This window comes from Streptomyces sp. NPDC059695 (genome assembly GCF_042733785.1).
GTDB lineage: Bacteria > Actinomycetota > Actinomycetes > Streptomycetales > Streptomycetaceae > Streptomyces.
Genome location: NZ_JBHWFF010000004.1, coordinates 236765 through 254237 on the forward strand (window position 1 = coordinate 236765; position 17473 = coordinate 254237).

Annotated in this window: 5 protein-coding genes and 1 pseudogene; 3 read left to right on the forward strand and 3 right to left on the reverse strand. The window is 69.6% G+C overall.

The features are described 5' to 3' along the window. Nucleotides 1-211 precede the first annotated feature (211 nt). Nucleotides 212-7036 (forward strand): DEAD/DEAH box helicase, encoded by a 6825-nt coding sequence (locus tag ACFV2S_RS07695; RefSeq protein WP_385555201.1) that lies wholly within the window; start codon nucleotides 212-214, stop codon nucleotides 7034-7036. After that, on the forward strand, nucleotides 7033-9294 hold the full coding sequence (locus ACFV2S_RS07700; protein ID WP_385555203.1) for a UvrD-helicase domain-containing protein: 2262 nt from the start codon (nucleotides 7033-7035) through the stop codon (nucleotides 9292-9294). Before ACFV2S_RS07695 ends, ACFV2S_RS07700 begins: the two co-directional genes overlap by 4 nt. 80 nt (nucleotides 9295-9374) lie before the next feature. Here ACFV2S_RS07700 and ACFV2S_RS07705 read toward each other — a convergent pair whose 3' ends face one another. The 3 genes and pseudogenes from ACFV2S_RS07705 to ACFV2S_RS07715 form a co-directional block, all read right to left on the reverse strand. After that, nucleotides 9375-15029, reverse strand: coding sequence for a DUF4011 domain-containing protein (locus ACFV2S_RS07705; RefSeq protein WP_385555205.1), 5655 nt, complete (start codon nucleotides 15027-15029; stop codon nucleotides 9375-9377). A gap of 220 nt (nucleotides 15030-15249) precedes the next feature. Beyond that, nucleotides 15250-15702, reverse strand: coding sequence for a hypothetical protein (locus ACFV2S_RS07710; RefSeq protein ID WP_385555207.1), 453 nt, complete (start codon nucleotides 15700-15702; stop codon nucleotides 15250-15252). A gap of 14 nt (nucleotides 15703-15716) precedes the next feature. Continuing rightward, nucleotides 15717-16573: pseudogene (locus ACFV2S_RS07715) on the reverse strand (restriction endonuclease fold toxin-2 domain-containing protein). A gap of 98 nt (nucleotides 16574-16671) precedes the next feature. On the opposite strand from ACFV2S_RS07715, the gene ACFV2S_RS07720 reads away from it, so the two are divergent. Further along, nucleotides 16672-17295, forward strand: a complete 624-nt coding sequence (locus ACFV2S_RS07720; protein ID WP_385555209.1) for a hypothetical protein — start codon at nucleotides 16672-16674, stop codon at nucleotides 17293-17295. Nucleotides 17296-17473 lie beyond the last annotated feature (178 nt).

Sequence of the window (17473 nt, forward strand, 5' to 3'; positions counted from 1 at the left end):
CATGTGCACCGCTCCCCCACCATCGCCCCAAAGGTCCGGTGACTGTACGTGAGTCGGCCGCCGCCGAACGGTGCATTGGGCGGCCATGGCCAGGCACCGGCCTGTCGCTGGCCTGAATCATTCGCGATCAGTCATTGCCAGGAGCGATGTCGGCAGCTCCGTATACCGTTGACGCAGCTCACCGACCTGGTACGAAGCGAAGGAGAACGTCGTGAGGCCCACGCTGGCCGCCGCGCAGCTGCGGGGCAGTCTCACCCAGTACCTCACGACGACGTACGCGCTCACCGACGAGGACACCCGACGGGCGCTGGAGCGGTTCCTCGAGCATCCCGAGACGGGAATGTTCCGCGGTCCCTATCTGCGGATCAGGACCCCCTTCCACAAGGCCGGCGCCGGCTGGGAGAAGCACCTGGAGTGGAACCCGGGCTTCACCCCGTACCGGCATCAGGCGAAGGCGTACGAGCGGCTGAGCACGCTCCACGGGCCCGCCCTGCCTACGCTGGTCACGACGGGGACGGGTTCCGGGAAGACCGAGTCGTTCCTCATCCCCGTCCTCGACCACTGCCGCCGGGAGAAGGCCCTCGGCCGGCGCGGGGTCAAGGCCGTGCTGCTCTATCCGATGAACGCGCTCGCCACTGACCAGGCAAGCCGCATCGGCGACTACCTCGCGCAGCCGGACCTGGCCCAGGTGACGGCGGGGCTCTACATCGGCGACCGGCCGGACACCGACTTCCGCCGGGTGATGACGCGGCGCGAGGAGATGCGGCAGTCGCCGCCCGACCTGCTCATCACGAACTACAAGATGCTCGATCTGCTGCTCCAGCGGACCGAGGACCGCGCGCTGTGGCAGGACTCCAGGATCCAGTACGTGGTGCTCGACGAGTTCCACACCTACGACGGGGCGCAGGGCACGGACGTCGCCATGCTGCTGCGCCGCCTGGCGATGACCACGGGTCAGAGCGAGCCCGGGCGTCCCCTCGGTTCGATCTGCCCGGTGGCGACCTCGGCGACCCTCGGTGAGTCCGGCCCCGGGGCCGGCCCCGGCTCCATCCTGGAGGTGGCGGCGCAGGTCTTCGGGATGCCGTTCTCCTCTGACGCGCTGGTGGGCGAGGAACGGATGACGCCCGAGCAGTTCACCGGACCGGTGAACTACGGGCTGCCCGAACCGCCTTCGCCCGAGGAGGTCATCGCCTGCTCGGGCGGCCCCGATGTGGTGTCGCGTCCGGACACGCTCGATCTCAACGCCCTGGCGGCACGGATGCTGGGACAGCAGGGCCTGTCCGCTTTCGAGATCGGACGGCTGCTCAAGCAGCACGACTTCACTCAGGGGGTGCTGTCCCTTCTCGACGGGGACCCGCTGAGCGAATGGGAGCTCCGCGACCGCCTCGGCCGGTTCGGATACGCCTGGGGCCGGACCGCCCGGGAGAATCCCCGCCTCGCTCTCGCCGCGCTCGCGCGGTTCGTCGCCCTGCTGTCGGCCGCCCGCGATCCGGAGTCGGACGAGCGCCACCCGCGGCCCCTGCTTCATGTGGAGACCCACCTGTGGGTCCGGCCGGTGGGCCGGATCGTGCGCGGAGTCGGCCCCGGCAAGCCCGAGTTCCACTGGTACGAGGACGATCGCGCTCGGCGCTCTGCCCTGCCCGCGACGCCCCCTGAGGGCGACGAAGAGCCCGAAGCAGGTCAGATCGGGCACGTGGCGCGTTCTCATCGCGCGCAGTCGGCGATCGGTGCGGACACCGCCGTGCGACAGGCGAGCATAAGGCTGCCCGCCGTGTACTGCCGCAACTGCGGCCGCTCCGGCTGGGCGGCCGTCTCCCCGGAGGCTGATCCCCAGCAGCTGGTGATGGCCCACGACAAGATCTGGCGCGCCAGCGTGGGGCGGGAGAAGCGGCGGGTCCGCTACTTCATCGCCGCCACGGCCGCGGAGCAGGAGGACACGCTGGCGGCGGTCAGCCAGTCCCGGCCCGCGACGGGGGGTGGACAGTCGCCGGCGCTGATCCTGGACGGTGCTCAGGGTACGTTCCGGCTTCCGGTCGCCCAGGACGCCGGGAACCTCCAGGACGCCAGCTTCGTCCTGGCGATCACCGAGAAGAAGACCGCCGACCGGGCCGCCGTCGATCAGCGCTGCCCCGCCTGCGACACCGACAATGCGATGCGCTTCCTCGGCACTCGGCCGGCCGCCCTGGCGGCCGCGACGGTGACCCAGTTGTTCACCGGTCAGGAGGTCGCGCTCGAAGTGGAGGAGCGCAAGACCCTCCTGTTCAACGACTCGACCCAGGACGCCGCCCACCGCGCGGGCTACGTGGCGAACCGGTCGTTCACGTTCTCGCTGCGCTCGCTCCTGGCGCGCAACCTGGACGAGTCCGGCAAGCCGTCGGCTCTCAACGACCTGATCGGTAACGTGCTCGACTCCGTCGAGGATCCGCAGGCTCTCGCGGCCGTCGTCCCGCCCGATCTGTACGACGAGCCGGGGGTGGACCGGCTGCTCTCCGGGCGGGGCACGGGCGACCTGCGGACCTGGAAGCTCATCGGAGAGCGGCTCGCCTTCGCCACCGTCATGGAGTTCGGGCTCCGTTCCCGGCAGGGCCGCACCCTGGAGCTGACCCGGACGGCGGCCGCCGAGGTCGTCATCGTGGACCAGCACCGGATCACCGTGCTCGCCCGCGACCTGCACATGGCCCTGCCCGGCCAGCTGCTCGGCACCGGACTGCCGACGGCCGAGCGCTACCTCGCCTTCGTCCGCGGACTGCTGGAGCGGGTCCGGGTTCGCGGTGGGGTCCGACACCGGTGGCTGGAGCCGTGGATGAAGGACGCCGGGGTGACCCGGTTCAAGATCTGGGGCGGCCGGCCCGACGGCATGCCGGCGTTCCCCGACAGCGTCGCTGCGCCGCGCTTCCTGCTCGACGGTGACAAGGGCAGGTCCGACTTCGACTCGACGACGGCTCGCGCCGGCTGGTACCAGGACTGGGCACGCCGGTGCCTGGGCCTCGATGCCCCCGGGGCGGCCGAGTACCTCCGCAGGCTGCTGCCCGTCCTCGTCGACGAGGGGCTGCTCGCGGTACGGACGGCACAGGACCGGACGACGAAGGTCTACGGCCTACAGCCCGGCCACATTGAGGTGCGGCTGCTCGAGGACGACATCGTCAACAAGGCCTTCGTCACCTGTGAGGCGTGCGGCTGGCAGCAGGTGGTCCATCCCTCCCGGCGGACCCGCTGGTACGGCCATCCCTGTCCCCGGTACCGGTGCCGCGGGCAGATCACCGCACCGCAACCGGGTCAGGCCACGGTGCTGTCCTCCGGTTCCACCAGCTTCGGCGGCCCCCGGCCGCGCGACTACCGTGACGACTACTACCGGCATCTGTACCGGACGGGTGGCACGTTCCGGGTGGTCACGGCCGAGCACACCGGCATGCTCACCCGGCCCCAGCGGGAGCGCGTGGAGCGGGCCTTCCGCGACGGCACCCACTACACCGACCCGAACGTGCTGTCGTGCACTCCGACTCTGGAGCTCGGCATCGACATCGGAGACCTGTCCGCGGTCCTGCTGGGATCGCTTCCGAAGGGCCCTGCCAACTACGTGCAGCGAGCGGGCCGCGCGGGCCGCAAGACGGGCAACGCCCTGGTGGTGGCCTTCGGCGGCCGTCGGGCCCGCGACCTGTACTACCTGGACGCGCCAAGGGAGATGATCGCCGGGGACATCGTGCCGCCCGGCTGCTACCTCTCCGCGGTGGAGATCCTGCGCCGCCAGTACACGGCACACCTTCTGGACCTCGCGGCCCGGGGCCGGCTCACGACGAGCGACGGTGAGCCGCTGCAGCCCGCGCCGCGCCTGGTGTCGGCGCTGTTCGGCAGTACGGCCTGGTGCCAGGAGCTCGCGGACGCGGCCCTCGCCCATGGCGCCGTGCTCGTCGAATCGTTCCTGGACCTCTTCCCCTCCCTCCCCGGCCGGCTGGACACCGGGGTCTCCGAGCAGGCCGCCGAGGAGCTGCGCACGTACGCGTGCGGTGGCATCGTGCGCGCACTCCAGGAGGCCGAGGAGGAATGGACCGGCCGCGGTGAGGAACTCCGGCGCCGGATCCACGCCATCGACACCGCGATGGACCAGCTCGTACGCAGTGACCCCGAGCAGGAACGCGAATGGCGCGAGTTGCGCGCCGAGCGCTACGCGACGGGCAACCTGCTGCGCGACCTGAACCAGACCAGTGCCCACGGGGCTCTCGTCGAGCTCGGTCTCCTGCCCAACTACACCCTCTCGGACACCACCACGCAGCTGGAGGCCAGCCTCTACTGGACCGAGCAGCCCGAAACCGACGGGTCCAAGAGGACCTACCACAGCGAGGTCCGGGACTACGAACGCTCACGCCGGTCCGCGCTGTCCGAGCTGGCGCCCGGAAACAGCTTCTACGTCAACGGCTACAAGCACGTCGTCCGGGCCCTGGACATCGGCAGTCCGGAGCGTCGTGCCTGGTCGGTGTGGCGGCTGTGCCCCGCCTGCGGCTACGTCCGTACGGAGAACGCCCAGGCCGATGCCTCGCCCTGCCCCCGGTGCGGCGGCCGGGAGATCGCCGACGCCGGCTGTGTCCAGCGCGTTCTCGAACCGAAGCGGGTCATGTCACGCGACAAGCGGGACGACGCCCGGGTCCGCGACGACAAGGACGAGCGCGACAGCAAGAGGTACGCCGGCCTCACGACCGTGGACATCGACCCGGTGCACCTGGCCATGGGCTCCTGGCGCCACGACACCGCCGTCTTCGGCGTCGACTTCACCCGTCAGGCGGTGGTGCGCACGCTGAACCTGGGCCTCGACCGCCAGGACGGCAGCAGCACCGTGCCCCTCGCCGGGGCCGACGTACGGATCAACCCGTTCTACGTCTGCACGAGCTGCGGCGGCGCCACCTCAGAGGGACGCCCGGTCGTGGACCACCACCAGGACGCACTCACCGAATCCCTCGCCGCGGCGACCAGGGCCAGCGCTCACCACCAGCTGTGGTGCCCGCGCCGCAAGGTCCGTACGAGCACCCCGGAAGGCCAGGGGAAGGGGGAGGACGTCCCCCTGCTCCTGGCCCACGAACTCACCACCGAGGCCGTCCGCATCCTGCTGCCCGCGTCGGTCGCCCGTGTCAAGGAACGCCTCGCGTCCTTCACCGCCGCCCTGTTCGTGGGCATCGCCGCACGCTACGGCGGCGACCCGGACCACATCGACATCACTGCCGCGTCCATGCCCGACGGCAGCGACCCGGAATGGCCTCGCCGCTTCCTCGTCGTGTACGACCGTCTGCCGGGCGGCACCGGCTACCTGCACCGGCTCGCCACCTCCGACGGCTTTCGCGAAGTGCTTCTGAGGGCCCGCGAGGTGATCGACAGCTGCCCGTGCATCGAGAAGGGCCTCGACGGCTGCCACCGCTGCCTGCTGCGCCGCGTACCGGCCGGCGACTACGACAAGGTCAGCCGCAACGAGGTCCGGCAGATGTTCGACGAGCTGCTGGGAGCCGACGGCGGCGACTGGGCCACCTCACCGGTGGCGGCCACCCACCAGATCCCGCTGGAGCGGCAGGCCGAGAGCGATCTCGAGGTCATGTTCCTGGAGACCTTGGGCGAATGGGCGAAGCAGCCCTCGGCCAAGGCCAGCGCGGACGCATACACGACCACGGCCGGAACGTACTCGCTGGACCTGCGACTGACCGGCGTCGACGGAGCCACCGTCAGCTGGCGCGTCTCCCAGCAGCGGGTCCTCGACGGCACCCGACCTGACGTCCTCTTCGAACGCACCGACGCACCCGGTCCGCGGATCGCGCTCTACCTCGACGGATACGAGTTCCATGCCGGGCCCAAGCACAAGGACAGGTTGGCCGACGACGCCACCAAGCGCACCCGGCTGCGCGCCGACGGAGTGCGGGTCTTCCAACTCACCTACTACGACGTGAAGGACTGGCGGACCCGGGTCCGTGACACGGGCTACGCGAGCACGGGGCCGGAGCAACCGGTCTGGGTGCCGTACGGCGAGCAGGGACAGAAGCGTGCCCGCGACTACTACGCGGGCGTGCACGACGGCCTGCCCGGCGAGCTGTCCGCGAACCTCTGGGTGAATCCGGCAGACCTTCTGATCGCTCATCTGCGCACCCCGGACGCTTCCTTGTGGCAACAGCGCGCCGAGGCCGCCGTAGCGGGGCTACTGGGCGCCGGAGCCCGGATCGCCGCACTGCATCCTCAAGCGGTCGGCGAACAACTCCTCACAGCGCTTCGGGGCGGCGCCCCGCAGGGGCCCAAGGGACCGGTGCAGCTGCTCTCCGCAGTCGACGCCGCAGGATGCTTGGTCACCGCTGCCGCGGACGGTCGGCACCGGCCGCCGGTGTGGACCGCGCTGACCCTGCTCGACGACAGCGACCAGGCTCTCTCGGACGAGGCCGCGCACAAGCGACGATGGCAGGGCTGGCTCTACTGGAGCAATGTGCTGCAGTTCCTGGAGCACGGTGGCGGTGACAGCGTCCAGTTGACGACCAGCCTGCTGGAAGGCTTCACCGCCGACGGCCTCGCCGTCACCGGGGGGTCGGGCTGGCTCGAATCACAGCGGGTCGAGCAGCAGGCCGCCGTTACGGCGAGCCCCGCCGCAGGCCTCGCAGAAACGCCTGCCCCGGTCATCGCCACGCCTCGGCTAGCCCAGCCCTCCGACACGGCACATGACACCGGCTGGGAGCAGGTACTGGAGTTCCTCGACCCCGATGAACCCGGCCTGCTCCCCCTCAGCCAGGGGCTCCGCGCTCTTGGCGTGGTGCCGCCGGAAGCCGGCTACGAGTTGGACGAGCACGGCTGGATGGCCGAACTCGCCTGGCCCGCCGCCCGGATCGCTGTCGTGACGGCCCCCCGCCCGGTCGACGGAGAACGGGACCACGATGCGGAGGACCGGGACAAGGCCTTCACCTCGGCGGGCTGGCGGATCCGCACAGCCACCACCTGCACCCCCCAAGACATCAAGGACCTCCTTGCCACGGCGGAGGGCGCAGACACGGACACGAACGACGGAGATCAGCAGCGATGACGACCACAGGCGTGACCCTGCGTCTGCTCGACAAGGCGGACAAGGAGATCCTGAGGCTGCCGCGTGCGGTCAAGGGCGCGATCTACGACTTCCAGCACAAGTTCAAGGAGAACCCGCATCTCCGGGGCCTGCGGCTGAAGCAGCTGGAGGGCCACGACCGGCTCTGGTCGGCCCGTATCAACGACGAGTACCGGGTCCTGCTGCTGCGCCTGGCGGACACCGACTGGCTGATCGTCTCCGTCAAGCACCGCAAGGAGGCCTACGAGAAGCTCGACCGGCTCTCATACGGCATCAACAGGATCACCGGCGGCATCGAGTACGTCGACCTCCAGATCGTCGAAGAGAGCGTCCTTCGCCGAGCGGCGACTCCCGGGCCCGCCATCGTCCCCACCGATCCTGCCCCGGCGCCCGCGCCCACCCCCGTCCCGCTGTTCGCCGCGTTCTCCGACGAGCAGCTCACCGACCTCGGCGTTGCGGGACCGCTCGTGCCGGTCGTCCGGACTCTGACCACCGAGGATCAGCTTCTCGGCCTGGCGGAGTACGCCCCTCAGCTCACCTCGGAAGTCCTGCTCGCGCTCCACGACGGTGCGTCGTACGACGCGGTGCTGGAGCAGATCACCAGTCCCGTCTCCGCTCCGGAGCCCGTCGACACCGACGACTTCCGGGCCGCCGCCGAGCGGCCCGCCACCATGGTCACGACGACGGACGAGGCGCTACGAGAAGCCCTGGAGGGCGGCGACTTCGGTCGGTGGAAGGTATTCCTCCACCCGACCCAGTCCCGGCTCGTCGAACGCGAGTACTCGGGTCCCGCCCGAGTGGGGGGCGGACCGGGCACAGGCAAGACCATCGTGGCCCTGCACCGGGTCAAGCACCTGGTGGACCGGCTGCCCCCTGGCCGCAACAAGCCCGTCCTCCTCACCACGTACAACAAGAACCTTGCCGCCGATCTGAGGTCCCGTCTCCTCCAGCTGGGTGGCGAGGAGCTGTTGGCACGCGTGGAGATCAGCCACGTCGATCAGCTCGCCCTGCGCGTCGTACGCGAGGCCGAGCCCGGAAGCGCCAAGCAGACGCTCGACGAGAGCCAGGCTCTCCGTGAGTGGCGTGCCATGCTCGACGAGCTGGGTGAAACCGGGTGGGACGCCCAGTTCCTGCATGACGAGTGGTCGCAGGTCATCCTGGGCCAGGCCGTCGTCTCCCGGACCGAGTACTTCCGTGCGCGCCGAGCCGGCCGGGGCAAGAACATCGCACGGGCCGAGCGCGCCGAGATCTGGCAGCTCGCGGAGCGGTTCACCCAGCGACTCGACCGTCTCGGGCGGCAGACCTGGGAACAGGTCGCCGAGCGCGCGGCGCGGCTGGAGATGGACCGCGAGCAGCGGATCCAGGCCGTCGAGCGTCAGCGCGAGGAGGCGGGTGGTCTCGACAACATTCATCTTCAGGCGGGGTCCACCGGATGGCTGCGGCACCGCTTCCAGCACATCGTCGTCGACGAGGCACAGGACCTGCGGGCCGCGCACTGGAAGCTGCTACGGGCGATGGTGCCGCGTGCCGCCAACGACATCTTCCTCGTGGGCGACACCCACCAGCGCATCTACGGCAACCAGGTCACGCTGGGAAGCCTCGGCGTCCACATCCGCGGGCGCTCGGCCAAGCTGACGTTGAGCTACCGGACGACACGACAGATCCTTGGGTCCGCACTCGGCGTGCTCAGCGGCGAGAGTTTCGACAACCTGGACGGCAGCACCGAGGACCTGGCAGGGTACAGGTCCGTCCTGACCGGAAGCCTTCCGCAGTTGCACGGTTGCGACGACTGGGAGGCCGAGCAGGAGTCGATCGCCACGCTCCTCGCAGACTGGATCGCCCTGCCGACACCGCCTGGGCAGATCGCCGTCTGCGTTCCGACCAACGCCATGGCGAGCGAGCTGGCTTACACCCTGCTCGCCCACAAGGGGATCAAGGCCGTCGAGATCGGCCCCGAGGGTCCTCGGGGAGACGAAGGCGTGCACATCGGCACGATGTTCCGCTTCAAGGGACTCGAGTACCAGCGCATGGTCATCGCGGGGGTGCGGGACGGACTCGTTCCTCGGGAAGCGGTCAACCGCCTACGCAGCGACGATGCCGTCCGCTACCGGCGTGAGCTCCAGCGGGCCCGCTCTCTGCTCTTCGTCGCGGCCACCCGGTCCCGGGACAGCCTCGCCATCTTCTGGCACGGTCGTCCGAGTCCGTTCCTCGAACCACTCATGCACATGCCCACTTCATGAACACACCCGGCGGCTGAGCCTCCCTGAGACGGAAAGTCTCGGGGTGACTCGGCCGCCCGGTCCTGCGGGGCATTTGGCCTTCAGTCGCGAACGTGCCGGATGTGGGCGGTTCGCCGCTTCCCTGAGCCGTCTTCGTACTCGACCGTGGAGCCGGCCGTGGACCACAGCAGAGCAACGGCGAGGGGGGTGAACGGGCTGAGCACCTCGCCCTCCTCCGTCGCTGGACTTTGAGAAGTGATCTCGCACTCCTCGACGTCCGTCGACCCGCCGAAGGTCAGGCCGACCAGGCGGCCGGGAGCGACCATCTGTCCGCCGGTTGCACGGGGAGTGGAGGGCACCGACCTGAGGAGAGCCTCCAGGAAGGTGGCACGCTCCTTGAGCTGCGCGCACCGCTTCTCCCAGTGGCGCCGGTTGTCGGCGCGCACCCGGTAGTCGGTGGCGGTGTCCAGGGGTTCCGGCTTCAGCAGGTACTCACGGATCTGGGACAGTTCGTTCTCGACGCGGCGACGGGAAGTCTCGGCCAGTGCTGTCACCGGGTACCGGGTGACGGGGGCGGCTTCGTCGCGTCGCGGAGCCGGCACGGTTCCGCTCCTCCGCGCGGAGGGAACGGGGGCGCCGGCGGCCCTCGTTCCGGTACCACGAGCCGAAGAGGGCCGCCGTGCGGGCCCGCTCAGCGGTTCGGCTCGCGGCGACGACATCGTCAGCGACGGTGCTTCAGGTCCCGCCGAGCTGCTTGCGACCACGCGCGGGCTACGGAGGCTCGTCCGGGCGAGGGTCACCGCACGTTCGACAGCGGCACGGAGCCGGGTTTCGGCTCCGGACCGGTCACGGTACCAATCGGTGCCCCAGATCCGATGGAGCTCCCAGCCGAGCCCTCGCAGCACTCCTTCACGCAGACGGTCACGGTCGCGGGCGGCCTTCGAGGAGTGGTACATGGCACCGTCGCACTCCACGCCCAACGCGTACAGGCCCGGCCGGTCCGGATGCCGAACGCCCAGGTCGATGCGGTAGCCGGCCACCCCGACCTGGGGCTGTACGTCATAGCCCCAGTTGCGGAGCACCGCCAGTACGGATTCCTCGAACGGGCTCTCCGGCTGGGCGTCCGGGTCCACCGGCTCCTGGGAAAGCACGGACGGACCGCTCTGCGAATACCGCAGGTAGCGGCCGAAGTGCCGGAAACTCTTGCTCCCGGTGTCTCCCACCTCACCCGGTTCGAACGAGGCCACGACCTCCACGCGGTAGCGCGCTCGGGTCACGGCGACGTTCAGACGGCGCCAGCCATCGGCCTTGTTCATCGGGCCGAAGTTCTTCGAGAACTTGCCCTGAGCGTCCGGGCCGTAGCCGACCGAAAGGATCATGACGTCCCGCTCGTCGCCCTGCACGCTCTCCAGGTTCTTCACGAAGAATCCGTTCAGCCGGTCCTCGGAAAAGCATTCGTCGAGGTCAGGCCGACTCTGCCGGGCCGCGTCCACGGCGTCCTGGATCGCGACGGCCTGGGACTGGGACAGTGCGACCACACCGAGCGATCTGCCCTGGCGCGTAGTGAAGTGGTGGATGACGCGGCGGGCCACCTCCGCCGCCTCTCCTGGGTTGTTCCGAGCGGCGGCACCGGAACGGTAAACGCCCTCCGCAGCGCGGTAGAAGGCGACGCCGACGTCGTCCCCCTCGGCGTGTGCCCCCGGGAAGGTGGTCATCGACTCGTCGTAGAACTCACGGTTGCTGAAGGCGATCAGGTCCTCGTGGCGGCTGCGGTAGTGCCAGCGCAGCGAAAGGCTCTCCAGCAGCCCGCTCGCCTTGCAGAGGTCCAGCACGGAAGCGAACCTGTCCGGGGCCTCCTCGTCCTCGGCGTCCTCCTCGTCGTCGTCCGCCGAGGAGAAGAACGCGGTGGGCGGAAGCTGCTTCTGGTCGCCGGCGACGATCAGTGCCCGGCCGCGGTAGACGCAGTTGATGGCGTCCTGCGGCAGCACCTGCGATGCCTCGTCGAAGATCACCACGTCGAAGACGAAGTCGGGTGGCAGGAAACGACTCACGGTGAGCGGACTCATCATGAAGCACGGCTTGACCCGTGACACCGTGTCCCTGGCGCTTTCCAGCAACTCTCGTACGGGCTTGTGCCGGCTCTTCTTCTCGCCTTCGCGCTTGAGCAGCGCCGCACCCGGGGTGTTCGCACTACGGGGACGGCGGCCGTCGCACGCCTGGACGACGCGCAGACGGGCGTGGTCGGCCAGCTTCGCGTCCAATTTCCGGAAGCCGGTCACCAGGTCGTCGCGGTCGGTGGACCGGGAGACGGCCAGTCGTCGGTCGGCCGTCAGCTGGAGATCCGCCCAGGCGCGGAGCACCGCGCGTTCGACCACGTCCGGGAAGCCTGCCGGAGCGACCCCGCGGCGCACCGCCCGGTCCACCAGGTCCCCGAGGCCCAGACCGTCGAGGGCGTTGCGCCCGATGTCGTAGGCGCGCCACTCGTCGGGACCGCCGCGGTCACCGTCCAGGACGGCGAGCGCCTTGACGGCCACGTCGTGGCCGCCGGCGAACGACCGGCGCAGCTCCTCGGCGCGTTCCGCCCGGAACATCCCCGCCAGCGCCTCCGAGGCACGTGACCACGCGTCGGCGGCGGCTTCCAGTTCCGCATCGGCTTCCGCCCGGTAGAGAGTCTCGGCGGCGGAGGCGCTCAGGGAAGCCTCCTGCCGAAGCGCGCACGACTCGCGCAGCGTGGTGATCCATTCCAGGCCGGTGGTCAGGTCGGCCACCCTGGTCTTCCGGTCCGCGTAGAGGTCTCCGAGGAGTTCCCGGTCCGCTTCCGCCCGTGACCGGAACTCGGCCACGGCGGCACGCGCCGCCTGTACGGTGCGGACGGCCGCGCGTGCGGCGGTGAGGGTCCAGGTGCCTGGCGCCGCGACTCCGGCTCCGTCCTCGGCGGCTGTCCGCTCCACGGTCCGAATCAGGCGCTCCGAGGTCCGGAGCGGCGCCACATGGGCGCGACTCCACTGCGCGGCGGCACGGAGGCTTCCCGGTTCCAACTCGTACGACGGCCCGGGCATGGGCGGGAGCACGAGGGAATCCCGCCACTCGATCAGGCGGGCGGCAGCCTGTTCCGCGGTGTTCTTGGCAGCAGCACGCGGTTCCCCTCCGGAAGCCATCTCGCGTGCCAACGCGTCATGGTTGATCACCCTGGGGGCAAGCCCGAGGACTTCGTCCGCCCGTCCGATGAGGGCGTTCAGGCCCTCGAAATCGGTGCCCTCGCCCTGCCAGTACTTGCCGAGAATCTGTGCGTGGCGACCGACCTCGGTGTCCAGGGCCCGCGCCGCCTGCTGCCAGGCCAACGCTGCCGGCAGCGCGGCCAGCACCACCTTGCTGCACTTGCCGCCCTCGGGCAGAAGCGACCGCACCACCCGCCGGTCCGCGCGACATGCCGCGGTCAGCCTTGCCGTGATGGACCGGTGCACGGTAGCGAACCGGTGCGCCACGTCCTCGAGGGAGTCCTCCTGCAACACCCGGTCGGTAAAGAACTCTTCGGCCCTTCGCCGGGCCTCGCGCAGCCGGTCGACGGCTTCACGCAGGACGTGCGCGGCGACCCTCGCGCTCTTCGCATTGTCCCCGGTGAGCCATACCGCTGGCGGCTTGGCGTCGTCGGCGTGGCCCGCCAGGCCGGCGAGGCGCCCCAGGCGAAGCGCCTCGTCGCAGGTCTCGGGTGCCGGAAGACCGTACATCGCGGCCACCGCCGCCAGTGACTTGACCGCCTCGTCGAGTGCTGCCGCATCGGCTTCGAGTCGATCGCCGAGCTCGCGCATGGCGTCAGCGGTGAGTCCACTGAGGTCGATTGCCGGGGGCAGCAACGTCGCGAGAGCGGTCTCCTCCGGGCTCGGCGTGGAGACCGTCTCGGCCGGCAGTCGGTTCCAGGCCGCTCCGAGCGATCGCTCCGCCGAACGTTCGGCTTCGACGACCTCGTCCAGACGACGCCGGAAGTCCGACACGTCGGTGGTCAGACGGTGGTGGTCGGTGGTCAGCCATGAGAGCGGCAGCGTGGGCCGTCCGCTGGCGACACGGAGAAGGGAGGTCAGCCGGGATGCGTCCCGGACTCCCTCCCAGCCGAGTTCGGACAGGAGGGCCGCGTGCTCCACCAGCCTCGTCGCCAGCTCGCCCAGGGTTTCGGTAGTGAGGTCGAGCGCCTGCAGCGGGTCTTCGCCGGCGGTCAGCCCGTACCAGGAGAACGCGGCACCTTCGGCCGCAGGACGCCACGACCTGCTGACCTGGCGGGCGGCTACGGTCGACTGACCGAGCCGCTCAGCCGTGAGGGCCGCCGCATCGAAGGCGGTGCTGGGGGGCAGCGGGTGTGAATCGTCCAGAAGGGAGATCTGCCCCAGGACATCATGCAGGCTCGCGTCGATGCCTGGGCGTATCTCGTTCATCGCCGCCGCGTATCCGGAGAGGTCGTTACGCAGCTGACGCGCGCGCTGAAGGTCTGCCTGGGCACTGCCGGGCGAGGCACGGCGAGGCGCCAGCAGCGCCTGGCCGAGTTCCTGCGCCACCTGCTTCCGGCCCGTGTTGTTGCTATGCAATGCCAGGACATAGTCGTCGAGGCCGACATCGCCGAGGCGGTTGCGGACCACATCGAGGGCCGCGGCTTTCTCGCTGACGAACAGCACGGTGCGACCCTGCTCCAGCAGGCCCGCGATCATGTTGGTGATCGTCTGGCTCTTGCCAGTGCCGGGCGGCCCGTCCATGACGAAGCTGCGGCCTTCGAGTGCGGCAGCGACGCATTGCCGCTGTGACGAGTCCGCGTCGAGCACAAGCGGAGCGTTCTCGGGCGGCTGGACCTCGTCGATGCGGTCTGTGTCGACTGGTTCGAAGGCAAAGGTTCCGGATGAGATTCCGGAGTCGGCACCGAGCCCGATCGCTCGCACGAGGTCGCTGGCCTGAACGCGGCCGGCGTTGTCCAGGAGGTCCCGGTACATGACCTCCTTGCTGGAGTTGAACGTGTCCAGCACGATCCGGTTGGTTACTTTCCAACCGCGCATCCCAGAGACCGCGTTCCGCACCCGCGCGATCAGAGCCGGAACGTCGCGGTGATCCACCTGGTCGACGCTCGGCCATTCGACACCCAACTCGCCCATCTTGATGGCGAGGGCCGGGTTGAGGGAGGGCTCCTCATTGGCGTTGATCTTCAGGACATACGCATCCCCGCGACGCCGCTCGAGAACAACCGGCACGATCACCAAGGGAGAACTGAAGCTCTTCTCGGCGGATGAGGCCGGCGTCCAGTCGAGGAATCCCACGCCGAGGTGGAGAACCCACAGGCCGTAGTCGTTGAACTTCTCCCGCGCGACCAGGGCCAGACGCCGTAGGTGCCGAGCCTGCTCGGCCTGAGTGGTCTTGGAGGTTGTGAGCTGCACGCCAGGGCGGGCGGCGCCGACTCCCGCCCGGGACGCGGGGGTGTCGATCGCCCTGGCGCCGGCGGTGGAGCTGATCGGGATCGCCTTGGCGGCAGGGGCCGAACCGGCGATCCCGTCCTCGGGGTCCTCGTCTCGCACGACGGAGAAGGTGCAGCCCCGGGAGAGCCCTTCCAGCACTCCGGTGAGCCCGGGCTCGACCAGGTCCATGCCCGCGGACGAGGAGCGGCGCTGGTAGTTGAGCAGCCGGTTGCGCAGACTCAGTTCAATGAGCGAGTCCCGCCATGAGGCGAGCAGCTTGTCCAGCCGAGCGCGGTCCGCGGCAGGCAGCGAGCCTTGACGGGGCATACAGCGCAGCTCCCTCACTGTAAAGATGCCGTGAAGGCATGAGGCTAAATGGGTGAAGCATAGCGGTGCGTCGCCCCCGTGTCCGGGGAAGATCGCCAAGAGGACGAGACAAGCACGGAAGAGGCAGGGGCAGGGGCGGGACGGCAAGGCTCCAGTAGGTGCGACCTGCCTCTGCACCGACCCTTCCGCAGCGCCGGATGGTGCACTTGAGGCTCCCCGGTCAGCAGTCGAATGCGTCGAGGTGCCGGCGCAGCAGGTCACCGATGTCTTCGCGGCCTCCTTCGGCCGGCAGCGGCGAGGGGGCTTCCTCGCCATGTGCTACGGCGAGGCTGCTGGTGAAGCGCACGAGGTGGGGCGCCGGAGCGAAGGAGTCGCGCAGCCAGACGGCGAAGGCTCCGGCTTCGGCCGCCGTCACATCGGTGAGGGTGATGTAGGCGTAGTCGGGCTCGGTGATGGCCGCGGTACCGTCCAGCCACACGTCCGGCGACAGCTCAATTTCGAAGTCCAGCACCGTCATCTCGTGGACGCCGGAGCGCCGGTGTCCGATGGTGGGGTCGGGGAACGCCTCGCGCAGCGCCCGCTCCAGGGAGTCCAGCGTGGCGTGCCAGGCTCCGCCGTTCCCCTCGGGAGGACAGAAGGCGAAGTTCGTCCGGATGTTTCGTTCCGTGGCCATGGTCTTCCTCGCTCTCAGGGGACGTACCGCGTCGAGCCGGGCGTGCCCGTCATCGCCATCATGGACTGCCAGTAGACGGCGTTGCCCCTGCCGTTCGTCACGATCTCCGGCCCCTTGATCTCTCTGTTCGCGGGGTTGGCCATCGCCCGCTTGTAGCGGACGAGCTCCTTCTCGTCACCCGCGTACATGGAGTCGACGACCGGGTCCCATGAGATCTTCCCCTGATTGTTGATCTTGACGGGCTTCGTCAGGGTCTCCTCGACCCGGTCGAGGGTGCGGAAGCTCTTCTTCGTGCAGTCCGGGTCCCGTACGTGCTTGGCTTCGACGAGGCGGCCGTCAAGGGGACGTAGCCGGCCACCATCAGTCCGCGCTTGCTCCCGAGCAACGGCACTTCCCGCTCGGGATTGCCAGCCACGCGAAGCTGGTAGGCGTTGTCCGGGGCCGCCGGGCCACCGCCGCCGGCCAGGCCGCCGGGGCGGAGGGTATTCACCCGCGCGCGGAACTGCTGCTGCTTTGCCGCGGTGAGCAGACGGGTCGTCCCAGGGACCGGTGGAATCGGGTCGACGAAGGAGATTCCCAGGTCGACAGGGTTGATCACCGGAGCCAGGGCTGGCACCTGCCCGGTGTACGACGCGAGGACGACCGGGACAGCTACGGGCACCGGCGCGGGATTGAGAGGCGGCAGGAACGGGAGTCCCGGGATGGCGGGCGCCGCTGGTGGATCGGCCTCGGGGAGCTTGATGTCTGCGGCGGACGAGTCCAGTGCATGGCCCACGGAGCCGAGGTCCCGGATCCAGGAGTCCCCGAGCACGGCATCGAGCAGTCCACCGTCGTATCCGTTGCCCCCGAACATCGGCTGGTCCCAGGGCATGTCGGCCGCGAAGAGGTCCTTCTTGCGCTCGGCGATCTTCCCCTTGGCAGCCTCCACATGCTCGGCTGACCGGTCACACGCCTTGGCTATCTCAGACCGTGGAGTTCCTCGTCCTCCAGGAACAGGACCGGACCGAGCACGTCGCCACCGAAAAGGAACTCGCCGAGGCCAGTAAGAACTCCTGGATCAGGATCCCCCTCTTCGACTACACCCCATCCGAATGCCTCCGTTTCGTCCTCAGGGGAGCCCAGCCGCACCGGTCGAGCGAATGGGCCGACACCCCCGCACGCTCCCTCGAAGACCAGCTCGCCGAGATCGCACAGGAGATCACCCTCCGCGGCGGGGCCGCCGAACGCAAACGTCTCGACGAAATTGAAGCAGCCCGCCAGATGCGCATCCGCCGGGAAGCCGCCATGGAAGAAGCGCGCATCCAGTACGCCGAGGCGTACCGCTTCCGGCACTTCGAGACGTTGGAAGCGGCATGGCGTCACGCCACCGGACTCGCGGGGTACGTCAGCGCCGTACGCACCCGAGTCGACGCCATGCCCCCCAGGCCAGACCAGGACCGACGCCGAAACGTGGATCGACTGAGCGGCAGCCCGCGTGGAGCGCCTCGATGCTCTGAACACGCCGCCCCGGCTGAGCCGACGATCTCAGGCCCTTTCTCGGACACCGGAGCCCTTCCGGCCCCTGACACAACACGGACCGGAGACCTCAGTTAGCGTCACGGAACGTCACTACCGAGAAGCGGATGGGGCAGGGGCGGCCAGCAGCTCAGCAGCCAGCGCCCCGGCCACCTCAGCGCGCCCAAGAGCGGACAGCGGAGGGCTCCACTCGGTGGTCGCCAGCCCGTATGGCGACCCATCAGAAAACGTACCGTCCATGCGTCAAGCGTGCATC

What these genes read in the sequence shown, in the direction of transcription:
- ACFV2S_RS07705 (WP_385555205.1), bottom strand. Translation starts at nt 15,029, where the DNA reads ATGCCCCGTCAAGGCTCGCTGCCTGCCGCGGACCGCGCTCGGCTGGAC.
- ACFV2S_RS07710 (WP_385555207.1), bottom strand. Translation starts at nt 15,702, where the DNA reads ATGGCCACGGAACGAAACATCCGGACGAACTTCGCCTTCTGTCCTCCC.
- ACFV2S_RS07700 (WP_385555203.1), top strand. Translation starts at nt 7,033, where the DNA reads ATGACGACCACAGGCGTGACCCTGCGTCTGCTCGACAAGGCGGACAAG.